Source organism: Nonomuraea sp. NPDC049400, from assembly GCF_044466425.1.
In the GTDB taxonomy this organism is placed as follows: domain Bacteria; phylum Actinomycetota; class Actinomycetes; order Streptosporangiales; family Streptosporangiaceae; genus Nonomuraea.
Genome location: NZ_JBITMP010000034.1, coordinates 68,579 through 82,655 on the forward strand (window position 1 = coordinate 68,579; position 14,077 = coordinate 82,655).

Below are 14,077 nucleotides of genomic sequence, written 5' to 3' on the forward strand. Positions count from 1 at the left end.
TCATGTGCGCGTAAATTGTGTCGGCGCGATTATTTTCGATGCCTCCGACCGGCTGCTTCTCATCAAGCGAGGACGTCCGCCCGGCGTGGGGTTGTGGTCCATTCCCGGCGGCCGGCTGGAGCCCGGGGAGAGCGACGCCGACGGGGTGCGGCGCGAGGTCCTGGAGGAGACCGGGCTGCAGGTCGAGGTGGGCCGCCTGGCCGGCACGGTGGACCGCCCCGGTCTCGGCGGGGACACGTACGTCATCCGCGACTACCTCGCCAGCGTCACGGGTGGCGTGCCGGCCGCCGGGGACGACGCCGCCGACGTGCGCTGGTGCGACAACGAGGAGCTGGTACGGCTGCCGCTCTCCGAAGGGCTCCTCGAGTCGCTGACCGGCTGGGGCGTGCTGCCCCGCTGACTACCTGTTCGAGGTGAGGCTGGAGGTCCACAGGATCAGGTGGTCGGCGTTGTACGTCGTGGACCGGCCGAGCGCCACGACCTCCGACCCCGACACCGCCACGGCCGTCAGCGACTGCGCACCCTGCCCGGCCAGCCGGTCCTTCGTCAGCACCATGCGGGTCCACGAAAGGCCGTCCTGCGAGGTCCAGGCCGCGCTGTCGCCCTCGCCGGGAACGCCGTGCCAGCCCACCGCCACCAGGCCCTCCTCCGCCGCCGCCAGGTCGTACACCGCCGCCGCCTGCTCCGCGGGCAGCCAGGCCGTCTGCCAGCTCGTGCCGTCGTCGTCCGAGACGGCCGCGAAGGCGCGCCGGGAGCCGCCCGTCACGGCCGTGCCGATGGCCACCAGCTTGTCCTGATAGGTCATGATCCGTCGGAGTCCGGCCGAGGTGGCGTCTGGCGGGGTCACGCGCTTGCGCGAGCTCCAGTTCACGCCGTCCGGGGAGTACCAGACCACGCTGCTCTCCTGGCCGGCGCCGCCGGAGCCGCCCACCGCCACGTAGCCGTCCCCGCCGGCGACGGCGTCGTAGATCCGCACCCCGGAGCCGCCCTGCGGCAGCTTCTTCGACCTGGTGAACTTGCGCAGGTCAGGCGTGAACCACATGGCGGCCACAGCCGTGCCCGCCTGGTCCCTGGACTCGCCCGCCAGCACGTACCCCTTCTTGCCCGCCGTCACCACGTGGGTCCCCAGGTAGGGGTCGTTCGGGCTGCGGGCCAGGTCGCCGGAGACGCTCACCTTCCGCCAGTTCTCGCCGTCGCCGGAGGTGACGAGGAGGGGGTCGGTGACGGCCACGTTCGTCTCGGTGGAGCCGACGGCGAGCCAGCCGCGGCCGCCGTGTGCCACGTCCTCCAGCCTCTGCCGGCCGGGACCGCCGAGGCTCATGGACTTCCAGCTCTGCCAGTCTCTGATCGTCCACAGGCCCGCGTCGCCGGAGGCCGAGCCGACGGCGACGTACCTGCCGGCGAAGCCGGCCAGCGCGGTGGTCTCGCGCGCGATCCTGGTCAGGCCCTCGACCTGGCCGAGCTGCACACGCGAGGCGTTGCCGCGCGGGGGCGCGGTCATCAGCACGAGCTGGTTGTCGACGTCGGAGGCCGCCTGGTCGCCGCCCGCGAACAGGGTGCCGCCGTCGGCGATCGTGAACCCGCGCAGCGTCGCGCCCGGCAGGTTGCCGAAGTCGGTCCGCCTGGCCCACTGGCGCCCGTCGGCGCTGGTCAGCACGGAGTACCGGCCGAGGCTGGTCTGCGCGATCGCCGCGACGCCCGAGGGATAGGAGATCAGCGACTCGACGCCGGGGCTCTCGCCGCTCAGGCCGCCGATGGAGCCGCACTGCGACCACTGTGCCCCGGTCGGGGAGCAGTAGACGCGCACGTCCCCTGTGATCACGCGCTTGCGCCACGGCACCAGCACGAACCCCTTCGGCAGCACGGCCACCGTCCCGGCACGCGGCATGGCCTCCGGGAGCTGGAAGCCGGTCGCCTGCCAGTGACGCCCGCCGTCGGCCGAACGGAGCACCCGCGATCCCTCGCCGACCGCGGGGACTCCGATGGCCACGACCGTGTCGCCCTTGGCGACGACCGCCTTGATCTCGCTTACTTCCAGCTCCCTGGTCTCGATCCGCTCCCAGGCCCTGCCGTCGGCGGAGCGCCAGGCCGCCGGGCCCGTCCCGCCGTCGTCTCCCGTCGTACGGCCCACCGCCACGAATCCGGACGCCGTCCTCGCGATGTCGTGGATCTGGTCACCGGGCCTGAACGCGGCCAGCCCTGACTCCTCCACCGCCGTCCAGCTGTACCCGTCAGTGCTGGTCCACAGGCCGCGCTCGGACACCCCGTCTCCGCCGGCGGCCAGCCAGCGCCCGTTGCCGCCGACGACTCGCTGGACCGTGGGGGTGGAGGCGCCGTTGACCTGACCGAGCTGCCAGTTCTTGCCGCCGTCCGGCGAGAACAGGAAGAGCGGGCGCGGTGTCGGGTTCGTCGTGTCGCTGCCGACCGCCACCACCGCGCGGCCGACGGACGTCATGTCGTTGAGCTTCTGGTTGGCGCCGTCGCCGGCCGCGGGGACGGTGAACAGGTCGTCTCCCGACCGCCCGGTGCCCGCCTCCAGCCGCAGGCCGGACGCCTCGTCCTCGGTCCACTGCCAGACGAGCACGCCCGCGGCCACCAGGACCGCCATGGCCAGCGACAGGACGACGGGAACGGTCCTGCTGCGGTGGCGTACGGGGCTGGACCTGCGGACGGCGGCGGGGGCCGGGCCTCTGTGGTGCCTGCCGCTCGAGCCCTGCGGGCGCGGCTGCCCGGTGGCGACGAGGAGGTCGGGCCGCGTGGGACGGCCGGCCGGCGGCCGCCCGACCCGCCGTACCTCGGGCTCGCCGTCCTCGTCGTGCCGTTGCTCGGGCTCGGCCGGCTCCTCGTCCTGCTCGGGAGCCGGCCGCTCGACCGGGTAAACCAGCCGGTACGGGGGCTCACTACGGGGCGCGGACTTCCGTTCCCCGGGCTCAGGAGATGACCCGGGCTCAGGAGAAGGCCCGGGCTCAGGGGAAAGCTCGGACTCGGCGGGAGGCTCATGCTCGGGAGCAGCCTCGGGTTCCGCCTGCCGCTCGCCGGGACGGGACCTCTCCTGAGGGGGATGGACGGGGGCGCCGGCCACGAGCTTGTCGGGCCGGTTGACGATGCGGCGTGGGCGACGGCGCGGCTCGGCCTCCGGCTCGGCTGTGGGCGAGCTGTACGGCATGCGCCCCTTGGGCGGCTCCTGAGGCTCGTCCTCCGGCACGGGGGCGGCGAAGGGCGGCATGCCCCAGGGCGAGGTCAGCGGTAAACCCCGCGCCCGATCGTCGGTCGGACCCGGCGGCGAATGGCTGATCCTCGGCTCTTGCGAGGATTGCGGTTCAGACGCGTCCTGGGGACGCGGGTCGTCGTCACCCGGCGGTCGCCGAGGCGGTTCGCTGGGGCCGGAGGCCACGCGCCGTACCTCCTATTGGTCGAACTCGTCGTACGTGGAATCAGGACGCTGGTCCGTTCCACAGGAACCAGACCAGCATGACTCAGCCGGAATAGCGAGACCTCTCTAGCGAGATTCCCGGCACCTCACGCCCGATTTATCCGGAAACGTTATTGAGTGCCCGCCTTTTGGCTAGATACAACACACCAAACGCATACACCCCGAGCTGCACCAGCGTTCCCGACAACGCCTGCCAGGGCACGGGCACCTCTCCCTGGGCCAGCGCCTCCTCCAGACGCCCCGCCGCGGCGGCGAGCCCGAAGGCCGCCAGGTTGTTCAGGACGTGCAGGGCGACCCCCGCCTCCAGCCCGCCGGTCCGCACCGTCAGCCAGCCCATGACGACCCCGAACCCGAACACGTCGATCAGCCCGGCCCACGAATACCCGTGCAACGACATGAACAGCGCGGATCCGAGCACGATGGACCAGGCCGGATTTCGCACGTGCGCCCCGATCGCCTGCACCAGCCACCCGCGGAAGACGTACTCCTCGGCAGCCGCCTGGAACGGCACCAGCAGGACTATCACGATGAGCGCGGGCAGGAACCCGGACCACCCCGCCCAGCCGAACAGGTCGGCGTCCTCGCCGGACAGCGTCAGCACGAGCGCCTGCGTGCCCTGCCCGAGCACGATCGCGAGGACGGCCACCCCGAGGCAGCTCAGCAGCCAGGGCAGGCGCAGCCGCCCGGCCACGGACGAGAGCGTGCCGGGGCGTCTGCGCTGGACGAGCGCCGCCGTGCCCTGCACGACGAGGAGCACGGGCGCCAGCGACAGCAACAGCACGACCAGCCAGAGCACCGGATCACTGAACAACCGGTCCCCGACGTCGAGCGGCGCCGGGATGCCCAGGATGGTCGCCGCCACCAGGCCCACCCACACCATCACCGCGCTGAGCAGCACGAATCCCGCGGCGATGATCAGCGTGCCCACGATCGCCCGCCACGGCTTCGCGGCGGCGGTCCTGGCGAGGTGGTCGTAACGCGCCCCACGAGGTGTCGGCAGGTACCAGGACGGCGGTTGGTACGGGTGGACCGGCGGCTGAGGACCGTAGCCGTAGGGAGGCCACTGCCCTGGATGATTCTCCTGCACGCATCCATTCTGTCCGCCTGGTGCGCAAAAGTTCACAGACGGTCCGGCCATTTAGGCGGATGCTCGGAGTCGTACGGCATTTCGACCCCGGGAGTAGTCCATGTCAAGGCTGGGACCTGTCATCACCCTCACGGCGGGGGCAGTGCTCGCCGTGGGGCTGGGTGTCGCCAGCGTCATCGCGACACCGGCGGCCAGAAACGAGGCCGCCAACAGCGCCGCGGAAGCACCGCCCGCCCAGGAGAGCACCGCGGCTCCGTCCCCCTCAGGCGAGGCGGAACAGGCAGCACCGAAGAAGATCGCCAAGGCGGACTACGGAGGTTACGTCAAGGGCAACGGCGGCCTCATCGCGATCTCGATCAGGGACGGCAAGGCCGTCGGCTACTTCTGCGACGGCAAGGCCGAGGCCTGGTTCAAGGGCACGGAGTCGGACGGCGACCTGCGGCTGGCCGGGTTCGGCAGCGCCAAGGTCACGGCCGCGCTGGACGGCGGCCAGGCCAAGGGCTGGGTCGCGGTCGGGGGCAAGAAGTGGAGCTTCGTCGCGCCCACTGTGGTCAAGCCGTCGGGTCTGTACCGGGCCACCGCGGTCGTCAGGGGCGCCAAGCTCAGGGCCGGCTGGATCGTGCTCAAGAGCCCGCAGGGCGGCTTCACCCAGGTCGGCGCCGCGTTCGAGGGCGACACGCAGGTGCCGATCCCGCAGTTGCCGGGCGAGCGGCCCACGGCGCCCGTGACGGTCAACAGCACCACGCTCTACCCGAAGGACGTGGACGGCTTCATCGAGGAGATGCAATGACCGCCGTACCCCAGCCATCACGCAGCCTCACCCCGCTCCTCGTGCCGCTGCTGGCCGGCGGCCTCGCGGCGCTCGCGCTCGGCGTCTACGGGCGGGTGCACACGCCCACCGGGTTCGCTGTGGGCGTGGCCGGGTTCTCCGCCGCGCTGCCGATGAAGGCGTGGCTGACGACGGGCGCGTTCGTCCTGGCGATCGTGCAGGTCGTCTCGGCCCTGTCGATGTGGGGCAAGCTCGGGATCACCATCCCGCCCGCCGTGCACCGCTGGTCCGGGCGGCTGGCGTTCCTGCTCACGATCCCCGTCGCCTTCCACTGCCTCTACGCCCTGGGCCTGCAGTACGACGTGCCGCGGGTGCTCGCGCACTCCCTGCTCGGCTGCTTCTTCTACGGCGTGTTCACCGCGAAGATGCTGGCGCTGCCCAAGCGGGACGTGCCCGGCTGGACGCTGCCGGTGCTCGGCGGGCTGGCGTTCACCGCGCTGATCGGGATCTGGCTGACGTCGTCGTTCTGGTTCTTCACCGCCATCGGGCTCAAGGTGTGAAGCTCTTCGTACGCCTGAGCCCGGCGGCCCGCCCCTTGGCCGCCACGACGAGCGCCATCTTGCGCGAGGCCTCGTCGATCATCTCGTCGCCCAGCATGACCGCGCCGCGCTTCTCGACCGAGGTGTAGTACTCGTACGCCTCCAGGATGAGCTCGGCGTGGTCATAGTCCTCCTGCGCCGGCGAGAACACCTCGTTGGCCGCGTCCACCTGGGAGGGATGGAGCACCCACTTGCCGTCGAACCCGAGCGCGGCCGATCTCCTGGCGGCCCGCCTGAAGCCCTCGACGTCCTTGATCTGCAGGTAAGGGCCGTCGATGACCTGCAGGTCGTGCATCCTGGCCGCCATGAGCAGGCGCATGAGGATGTAGTGGTAGGCGTCGCCCTCGACGTAGCCGGGCGGCTGCTCGCCGACGACCAGCGTGCGCATGTTGATCGACGCCATGAAGTCGGCAGGGCCGAACACCAGGGTCTCCAGGCGCCTGGACGAACCCGCGATGGCGTCGGCGTTCACCAGGCCGCGGGCGTTCTCGATCTGCGCCTCGATGCCGATGCGGCCGACCTCGTACCCCATGGTCTTCTCGATCTGGGTGAGCAGCGTGTCGAGCCAGACCACCTCGGTGGCGTCCTGCACCTTCGGCAGCATCACGCAGTCGAGGAACTCCCCGGCCCCCTCGACGACCTCGATCACGTCCCGGTACGTCCACTGCGTCGTGAGGTCGTTGACCCTGACCACGCGCGTCTTGCCGGCCCAGTCGCCCTCGCGCAGCGCCGTCACGATGTTCTTGCGCGCCTGCTCCTTGGCCAGCGGCGCGACGGAGTCCTCCAGGTCGAGGAAGACCTCGTCCACGGGCAGGGTCTGGGCCTTCTCGAGGAACCGGGGGTTGCTGCCTGGCACGGCGAGCACCGAACGACGTGAACGCATGCGCTCACGCTAGCGCCGTCCCCGTCACTCGCCCCCAAGGGCCTCCACCGAAGTGCGGCGGGTGGCGGCGAGGGCTACAGTCGGGAATGTGACCGACAACGCCGCGGCCATCGAGGAGGGCGCCAAGAAGTCCGGCATCCTCTGGCTCACGCTCGACCGCCCCCGCCTGGCCTGGCACGCCTGGCACGACGGCGCGATCTACCTGGTGACGGGGGGCGAGGAGCAGCAGTTGCCCGGCCTGGAGGCCCTCGACCAGGTCCACGTCACGCTGCGCAGCAAGGACAACGGCGCCCGGCTGGTGGAGTTCGACGCGGCGGTGTCGGTCGTCGACCAGGCCGCGGCGGCCGACGCCGTGGCGGTGCTGGCCAAGGAGCGGCTCAACGCCCGCGACAGCGAGCACCTGACCGAGCGCTGGGCCCGCGACTCCACCGTCCTGCGCCTGACCCCGGCTGTCCCGGCCACCTGAGTCGCGCGTCTCAGCCGCCGACGCCGAGGGGCCGCGCTCCGGGCTCCACCGCCGGTGACGGCTGGGCGCTCGCGGTCGCGGTCTGGGAGAGCAGCGCGCCGGACAGCACGAGCAGGCCGCCCACGATCTGGAAGACGCCCAGCGTCTCGCCGACCAGCGCCCAGGCCACCACCGCGCCGCCGATCACCTCCAGCGACGCGACCGTGGCCCCCACCGCGGCCGACAGCCGCCGCACGGCGTTCACCCCCAGGATGTACGCGATCACGGTCGCGACCAGCACCATCCACAGGTACGCCCCCAGCACCGGCAGCGTCCGGCCGCCGTCCGGCGTGGCGGTGGCCGTGAAGGCGTCCCAGGGGATGTCCCAGGGCCGGGCGAACGGGATCAGCACCACGGCCGCACCCGCCATCCCCCAGGCGATCAGGCCGAGCGGGTCCACGTCGTCGCCGAAGCTATCGTTCATCAGGAAATATCCGGCGCAGCAGGCCCCGGCCAGCAACCCGAGCAGCAGGCCCAGCGTGTCCAGCCGCATCCCCTGCCAGGCCTCGACGACGATCCCGAGGCCCACGACGGCCACGACCGCCCCGATGTAGGCGGCGCGCGCGAGCCGTACCTTCCGTACGAACCGCACCCAGGCCACCACCATCACCGGCGCCATGAACTCCAGCAGCAGCGCGATCCCCACCGGCAGCCGGGTGATCGCCACGAAGTACAGCGACTGCACCCCGGCCACCGCCATCACCGCGTACAGCCCGAAGAACGGCAGCCTCGATCTCGGGATCCGCAGCGCCCGCGGCTTGACCACGGCCAGCACGGCGACCAGCAGCAGCCCCGCGCCCGCCATCCGCGTCCAGACGGCCTCGATCGGCGCCAGCCCGGCCGTGATGAGGTACCTGGCCATCGGCCCCGAGAACGCGAAACACCACGAGGACACGAACGCGAGCCCGAGCCCGGCATACCTCATAGCCCACCACCTGGCCAGTAATCACCGTTAAGCACGTTGGATACTGACATGTGAGGCGTTAAGGGCGCAATGGAGGAGCACTGTTAGCCTGGCCACGTGCAGATCTTCGTGGGCCGGCTGCCGGGGACCCCGGTCTTCGACCCCGCTGGCGACCAGATCGGCCGAGTCAGGGACGTCGTGGTCGGCCTGCGCATCGGCCGCAGGCCCACCGTGCACGGCCTGGTCGTGGAGGTGCAGCCGCGCCGCAGGGTGTTCCTGCCCATCACCCGGGTACGCCGCATCGAGGCGGGGGCCGTGGTCTTCACCGGGCGGATCAACATGCGCAGGTTCGAGCAGCGCGCCACCGAGACGCTGGTGGTCGGCGAGATGCTGGACCTGACCGTCGAGGTCGACGGCGAGCCCATGACCGTCTACGACGTGGCCATGGACGAGATCAAGCCGTCCGCCTGGGAGATCACCAAGGTCGCTCTCTACAAGGGCCGGCGGCGCGAGCCCCGGATCGTCGGCTGGCAGGAGGTGTCCGGGTTCGACAAGCTGCAGCAGGACCAGGGCGCCGCCCGGCTGATCGCCGCGTTCGAGTCGCTGCGGGCCGCCGACATGGCCAGCGCGCTGCACGAACTGCCCAGCAAGCGGCGCATCGAGATCGCCCGCGCCCTGAACGACGTCCGGCTGGCCGACGTGCTGGAGGAGCTGCCGCCCGACGACCAGATCGGCATCCTCGGCACGCTGGAGCCCGAGCGGGCGGCCGACGTGCTGGAGGAGATGGGGCCCGACGACGCCGCCGACCTGCTGCACGACCTGCCGGAGGAGCAGGCGGCCAGGCTGCTGGCGCTGATGGAGCCCGACGAGGCGGAGCCGGTCCGGCGCCTGCTGACCTACCCGGAGACCAGCGCGGGCGGCGTGATGACCAGCGAGCCGGTGATCCTGCCGCCCACCGCCACGGTGGCCGAGGCGCTGGCCCACATCAGGCAGCAGGATCTGACGCCCGCCATCGCCGCCCAGGTCTACGTGACCCGGCCGCCCACGGAGACGCCGACGGGCACGTACCTGGGCGTCTCACACTTCCAGCGGCTGCTGCGCGAGCCGCCGTCCACCCTGCTCGGCGGCGTGATCGACCCGTCGATCGACCCGATCAGGCCGGACTTCTCGCTCCGCGACGTCACCTACTACCTGGCCAACTACAACCTCGTCGCCGCCCCCGTCGTGGACGAGCTTGGCCGGCTCGTCGGCGCGGTGACGGTCGACGACGTGCTCGACCACATGCTTCCCGAGGACTGGCGCGAGAGGGCCGACCGTGACGTCTGAACGACTGGACCAGCCGCGCGCCCTGCGCCGCACGCTGCGGCCGCACTACGACCCCGAGGCGTTCGGCCGCCTTTCTGAGCAGATCGCCCGCTTCCTCGGCACCGCGCGATTCATCGTCTACATGACCGTGTTCGTGGGGGTCTGGGTGACCTGGAACGTCCTCGCCCCGCCGAACCTCAAGTTCGACCCGTACCCCTTCATCTTCCTCACGCTGATGTTGTCGCTGCAGGCCAGCTACGCCGCGCCGCTGATCCTGCTCGCCCAGAACAGGCAGAGCGACCGCGACCGCATCCAGTACGAGCAGGACCGCGAGGCCGCCGAGCGCAACCAGGCCGAGATCGAGTATCTGACGAGGGAGATCGCGGGGCTGCGGCTGGCGCTGAACGAGGTGGCCACGCGCGACTACCTGCGCGCGGAGCTCGGGCGGCTCCTGGAGGAGCTCAAGGAGCGCCGGTGACGTCGAGCTTGGCGACCATCGACCGGACGCGGGAGAGCTCCTCGGCGCCCAGCAGGTCGAGGAACTGGGTCCTGACGCCGCGCAGGTAGGTCGGCGTCGCCTCGGCCAGCCGCGCCGCGCCGTGCTCCGTCAGCACGGCGAACAGCCCGCGGGCGTCGTCGGCGCACGCCTCGCGCGAGACCAGCCCGTCGCGCTGCAACCGGTCGATCAGCCTGGTCAGGCCGCTGCGGGAGAGCAGGACGCGGTCGGCGAGGTCGTTCATGCGCAGCCGCCGCCCGGGCGCCTCGGCCAGCTGCATGAGCACCTCGTACGAGGCCAGCGGCAGGTCGTGGGCGACGAGCAGCTCGCCCTCCAGGTGGCGGGTGATGCGCACCTGGGCGCGCTGCAACATCCGCCAGACCGCCAGCTCCTCGGCGGTCAGGCCCTCGTCGCGCAGGAGAGTCACGGAGTAACCTTAAGACGTTGTTGCACAGACATCTAACAGCACGGATTAACTCAGCGAGGCCTTCGGTTCATACCATGGAGGGGCATCCTCACTGGCGTCCCGCGCCTGTCACACATATACCTACAAAGGAGGGACGGCACTCCCTCGTGCCGAGACTTCGATGGCACTAACCCAGGAACAGGTGACGGCCGCCCTCGCCACCGTCATCGACCCCGAGATCCGTCGGCCGATCACGGACCTCGACATGGTCAAGAGCATCGATATCGCTCCCGACGGCGTGGTGCGCGTGGGCGTCTTCCTGACCGTGGCGGGGTGTCCGCTGAAGGACACCATCCGCCGTGACGTCACTAACGCCGTCGCCAAGCTGGACGGCGTGACGGGCGTTCAGATCGAGCTCGACGTCATGAGCACCGAGCAGCGCAAGGCTCTCCAGACCAAGCTGCGGGGCAACCGCGGGCCGGAGAAGGAGATCCCGTTCAACCAGCCGGGCTCGCTGACCCGCGTGTTCGCGGTGGCCAGCGGCAAGGGCGGGGTCGGCAAGTCCTCCGTGACGGTCAACCTGGCCGCCGCGATGGCCGCCAACGGCATGAAGGTCGGCATCGTCGACGCCGACATCTACGGCCACAGCATCCCTCGCATGCTGGGCGCCGACGAGCGGCCCACCAAGGTCGAGGACATGATCATGCCGCCGGTGGCCCATGACATCAAGGTCATCTCGGTCGGGATGTTCAAGCCGGAGGGCAACACGCCGGTGGTCTGGCGCGGGCCGATGCTCGACCGGGCGCTCCACCAGTTCCTGGCCGACGTCTACTGGGGCGACCTCGACGTACTCCTCCTCGACCTGCCTCCGGGCACCGGCGACATCGCGATCTCGGTGGCGCAGCGGCTGCCGACCGCGGAGATCCTGGTCGTGACGACGCCGCAGATGGCCGCCGCGGAGGTGGCCGAGCGGGCGGGCTCCATCGCCGCGCAGACGCACCAGCAGATCGCCGGCGTCATCGAGAACATGGCCTGGCTGCCGTGTCCTCACTGCGACGAGCGCATCGCGGTGTTCGGCGAGGGCGGTGGCCAGACGGTCGCCGACGCGCTGACCCGCACGCTGGGAGCGCGCGTCCCGCTGCTGGGCCAGGTCCCGATCGACCTCCGGCTCCGCGAGGGCGGCGACGAGGGCAAGCCCCTGGTCCTGACCGAGCCCGACTCCCCCGCCGCCACCGAGCTCCGGAAGATCGCCTCGAGCCTGAGCAAGCGCTCCACCAGCCTCAAGGGCCTCCACCTGGGCCTCGCCCCCCGCTGACGTCCCCCGTCAGGGTCCTCTACGGCCGCGCACGGCGGGCACCCACCCGCCGGCCCCTTCCACCGGGGGCGCCGGGCCGCTGTAGAGGGCCCTGAGGGCCTCAGAAGGCCATATGGGCGGGTTTGAGGGTCGGTGGGTAGGTGGGCGCCAAGAGTCGGCGTCAGGTCGCTTCTGCGTCGTATGGGGGCACTTCGCCGTAACCCAGCTCGTCCACCGGCTCGGGGACGTACGGAGCCGTCGTGGCGGGCTCCAGCTCACGGGGCTTGTTGTTCCAGTCGTCCTCGAGGTCGTCGAGGAGGTGCTTGCGGACGAAGTTTCGCGGGTTGAGGTCGGCGGGGTCGAAGTTGGCGAACTCCGGGCCCAGACCGGTCCTCAGGTCGTCACGTGCGTTGTTGGCCATCCGGCGCAGATTGCGCAGCGTCTTGCCTGCCTGCGAGGCGGCCTGAGGCAACTTGTCGGGACCGAAGACGAGCAGCGCGATGACGATCAGCGCTCCGATCTCCATCCACCCGAGTCCGAACACCGTGAGCTCCTACCGCAGTCCAGCCTTCCGAGGACACCCCCGGCCTATCCACAGACTAAGGGCTTCTCTGGGTAGGTCGGTCAGTCCCCTCCGGTCATATCGCCGACATTCCCGTCATACACCCTGCCGGGCGACTGCGGCGCGAGCGCCGCAGTCGCAAGAAGGATCAAGACGGGGTCGGGGTCGGCTCGTCCTCGGCCATAACGGTCAGGGTGGCGGTGCGGTCCTGGCCGGCGCGCTGGTACTTGATGGTGATCTTGGAGCCCGGCGCCTTGCTGCGGATCAGGGCGATCAGCTCGTTCCCGTCCTGCAGGGTCAGCCCGTCGATCTCCAGAATCACGTCGCCCGCCTTCAGACCGGCCTTGTCGGCAGGCCCGTTGGCGTCCACCGGCTGGCGTCCCCCACTCGGCCCCGAGGCGATCTTCACACCCTGACCCTTGTAGTCCTTGTCCAGGACGACGCCGATCTTGGGGCGCTTGGCCTTACCCGTCGTGATCAGTTCCTCGGCCACGCGCCGCGTCTGGTTGACCGGGATCGCGAAGCCCAGGCCGATGCTGCCGCTCTGGCTGGCCTCAGAACGGCCGAGGGTGGCGATGGCCGAGTTCACGCCGACGACCTCGCCCTTGCCGTTCACCAGCGGCCCGCCCGAGTTGCCGGGGTTGATGGCGGCGTCGGTCTGGATGGCGCTGATGTACGCGGTCTCCTCGGCGCTGGCACCGGACTCGTCGCCCGCGATGACCGGACGGTTGAGCGAGCTGACGATGCCGGTCGTCACCGTGCCCGTCAGGCCCAGCGGGGAGCCGATCGCGATCACCGGGTCGCCGACCACGACCTGGTCGGAGTTGCCGAGGGTGATCTCCGGCGTCCCGAACGTGTCCTCCGGCTTCACCACGGCCAGGTCGGAGCCGGGGTCGCGGCCCACGATGCGGGCCGAGGTGGTCTTCCGGTTGTTGAACATGATCCGGATCTCGCCGCCCTTGGCGGCCAGCGCGACGACGTGGTTGTTGGTCACCACGTAGCCGTTCTTGATCAGGAAGCCGGATCCGGACGCGCCCTCGGTGGTCGTGCCGGCCTCGATCGAGACCACGCTGGGCAACACCCGCGCGGCCACGCCCGCCACCGAGCCCGGCTCCCGGTTCGTCGCGCCGGTCGTCGGCAGGGGGCCGAGGCTGTAGGAGGGGTCGTTGCCGTCGCTCGACCTGGTGAGCAGGTAGGTGCCGACGCTGCCGAGCAGCGAGGCCACCAGCGCGATGGTCAGGGCGGTCGAGACGAGCAGGACGGTGCTCGGCGCGCGCCTGGGCCCTGGAGAGCCCTGCATGCCCGGGGGCGGCGGCGCCCAGCCCGCGCCCATGGGGAGCGCCTGTCGCGGCGGTGGCGGAGGCGTGCCGCCACCTGAGGGACCGGACGGAGGCGGGCCGCCGAACAGCGGGGCCTCGTAGGCGCGCGTCCCGTTGTCCGGGCCGCCGACGAAGGATGCGCCGCTTTCGTAAGAGCCTCCGCCTCCGTACGAGGGGCTCTCGTAGGAACCGCCGTACGAGGGGCTCTCGTAAGAGGTCGGGGCGCTGAACGAAGGGCTGGTGAACGGCGGGGCGCCGTAGGAAGGGCCGCTTGGTGGCGAACCGCCGTAAGGCGGCACCCCAGAGGCGGGGCGGCCCGACGGATCGCCCCAAGAGGTGCCGAACGAGGCGGGCGGCTCCGGCCGCCGATCCTGTTGTTCAGGCGAATCGTCCGCGGGCAGGAAGTCCGGCCGCCCCTGTGGTTCGGGGGAGTCCGACGGCGTGCGTCCTTCGGTGGGGCGCGTCTCGTCGGTCATCTAATGTCACCACTCCTTGGCTCGGCCACCGCAATCCTC

The 14,077-nt window shown here is 71.0% G+C and carries 14 protein-coding genes; 7 read left to right on the plus strand and 7 right to left on the minus strand.

Going from position 1 to position 14,077, the window contains the following annotated elements:
- Positions 1-4 precede the first annotated feature (4 nt).
- On the plus strand, positions 5-400 hold the full coding sequence (locus ACIBVN_RS39700) for an NUDIX hydrolase (RefSeq protein ID WP_397145446.1): 396 nt from the start codon (positions 5-7) through the stop codon (positions 398-400).
- On the opposite strand, the gene ACIBVN_RS39705 is transcribed toward ACIBVN_RS39700, so the two are convergent.
- Both ACIBVN_RS39705 and ACIBVN_RS39710 read right to left on the minus strand, forming a co-directional pair.
- Complete coding sequence (locus ACIBVN_RS39705) at positions 401-3,226, minus strand: hypothetical protein (RefSeq protein ID WP_397145447.1); 2,826 nt, start codon at positions 3,224-3,226, stop codon at positions 401-403. It abuts the gene before it with no gap.
- Positions 3,227-3,530: 304 nt separating this feature from the next.
- On the minus strand, positions 3,531-4,520 hold the full coding sequence (locus ACIBVN_RS39710; RefSeq protein ID WP_397145448.1) for a lysostaphin resistance A-like protein: 990 nt from the start codon (positions 4,518-4,520) through the stop codon (positions 3,531-3,533).
- A 100-nt stretch (positions 4,521-4,620) separates the two neighbouring features.
- Here ACIBVN_RS39710 and ACIBVN_RS39715 point away from each other — a divergent pair, with 100 nt between their 5' ends.
- Together ACIBVN_RS39715 and ACIBVN_RS39720 are read left to right on the plus strand one after the other, a co-directional pair.
- Positions 4,621-5,310, plus strand: a complete 690-nt coding sequence (locus tag ACIBVN_RS39715; RefSeq protein WP_397145449.1) for a hypothetical protein — start codon at positions 4,621-4,623, stop codon at positions 5,308-5,310.
- Positions 5,307-5,849, plus strand: coding sequence for a DUF6529 family protein (locus ACIBVN_RS39720; protein WP_397145450.1), 543 nt, complete (start codon positions 5,307-5,309; stop codon positions 5,847-5,849). Before ACIBVN_RS39715 ends, ACIBVN_RS39720 begins: the two co-directional genes overlap by 4 nt.
- Here ACIBVN_RS39720 and ACIBVN_RS39725 read toward each other — a convergent pair.
- The gene (locus tag ACIBVN_RS39725; protein ID WP_397145451.1) at positions 5,839-6,771 is read right to left on the minus strand and encodes an HpcH/HpaI aldolase/citrate lyase family protein; all 933 of its coding nucleotides are present in this window, start codon (positions 6,769-6,771) and stop codon (positions 5,839-5,841) included. The genes ACIBVN_RS39720 and ACIBVN_RS39725 overlap by 11 nt on opposite strands.
- 88 nt (positions 6,772-6,859) lie before the next feature.
- On the opposite strand from ACIBVN_RS39725, the gene ACIBVN_RS39730 reads away from it, so the two are divergent.
- Positions 6,860-7,237, plus strand: a complete 378-nt coding sequence (locus tag ACIBVN_RS39730; protein WP_349448551.1) for a hypothetical protein — start codon at positions 6,860-6,862, stop codon at positions 7,235-7,237.
- A 10-nt stretch (positions 7,238-7,247) separates the two neighbouring features.
- Here ACIBVN_RS39730 and ACIBVN_RS39735 read toward each other — a convergent pair whose 3' ends face one another.
- Positions 7,248-8,201, minus strand: coding sequence for an EamA family transporter (locus ACIBVN_RS39735; protein ID WP_397145452.1), 954 nt, complete (start codon positions 8,199-8,201; stop codon positions 7,248-7,250).
- 96 nt (positions 8,202-8,297) lie between these two features.
- On the opposite strand from ACIBVN_RS39735, the gene ACIBVN_RS39740 reads away from it, so the two are divergent.
- Together ACIBVN_RS39740 and ACIBVN_RS39745 are read left to right on the plus strand one after the other, a co-directional pair.
- Positions 8,298-9,506 (plus strand): magnesium transporter MgtE N-terminal domain-containing protein, encoded by a 1,209-nt coding sequence (locus ACIBVN_RS39740; protein WP_397145453.1) that lies wholly within the window; start codon positions 8,298-8,300, stop codon positions 9,504-9,506.
- Complete coding sequence (locus ACIBVN_RS39745) at positions 9,496-9,963, plus strand: DUF1003 domain-containing protein (protein WP_397145454.1); 468 nt, start codon at positions 9,496-9,498, stop codon at positions 9,961-9,963. Before ACIBVN_RS39740 ends, ACIBVN_RS39745 begins: the two co-directional genes overlap by 11 nt.
- Here ACIBVN_RS39745 and ACIBVN_RS39750 read toward each other — a convergent pair.
- Positions 9,947-10,408, minus strand: coding sequence for a MarR family winged helix-turn-helix transcriptional regulator (locus tag ACIBVN_RS39750; protein WP_397145455.1), 462 nt, complete (start codon positions 10,406-10,408; stop codon positions 9,947-9,949). The genes ACIBVN_RS39745 and ACIBVN_RS39750 overlap by 17 nt on opposite strands.
- A 160-nt stretch (positions 10,409-10,568) precedes the next feature.
- Between ACIBVN_RS39750 and ACIBVN_RS39755 the strand changes: the two genes are divergently transcribed.
- Positions 10,569-11,702, plus strand: a complete 1,134-nt coding sequence (locus ACIBVN_RS39755; protein WP_397145456.1) for an Mrp/NBP35 family ATP-binding protein — start codon at positions 10,569-10,571, stop codon at positions 11,700-11,702.
- A gap of 160 nt (positions 11,703-11,862) precedes the next feature.
- Here the strand turns inward: ACIBVN_RS39755 and ACIBVN_RS39760 are convergent, their stop codons facing one another.
- Together ACIBVN_RS39760 and ACIBVN_RS39765 are read right to left on the minus strand one after the other, a co-directional pair.
- Positions 11,863-12,225, minus strand: coding sequence for a sec-independent translocase (locus ACIBVN_RS39760; RefSeq protein WP_397145457.1), 363 nt, complete (start codon positions 12,223-12,225; stop codon positions 11,863-11,865).
- Between the two features lie 166 nt (positions 12,226-12,391).
- Positions 12,392-14,038, minus strand: coding sequence for a trypsin-like peptidase domain-containing protein (locus ACIBVN_RS39765; protein ID WP_397145458.1), 1,647 nt, complete (start codon positions 14,036-14,038; stop codon positions 12,392-12,394).
- Positions 14,039-14,077: the final 39 nt, after the last annotated feature.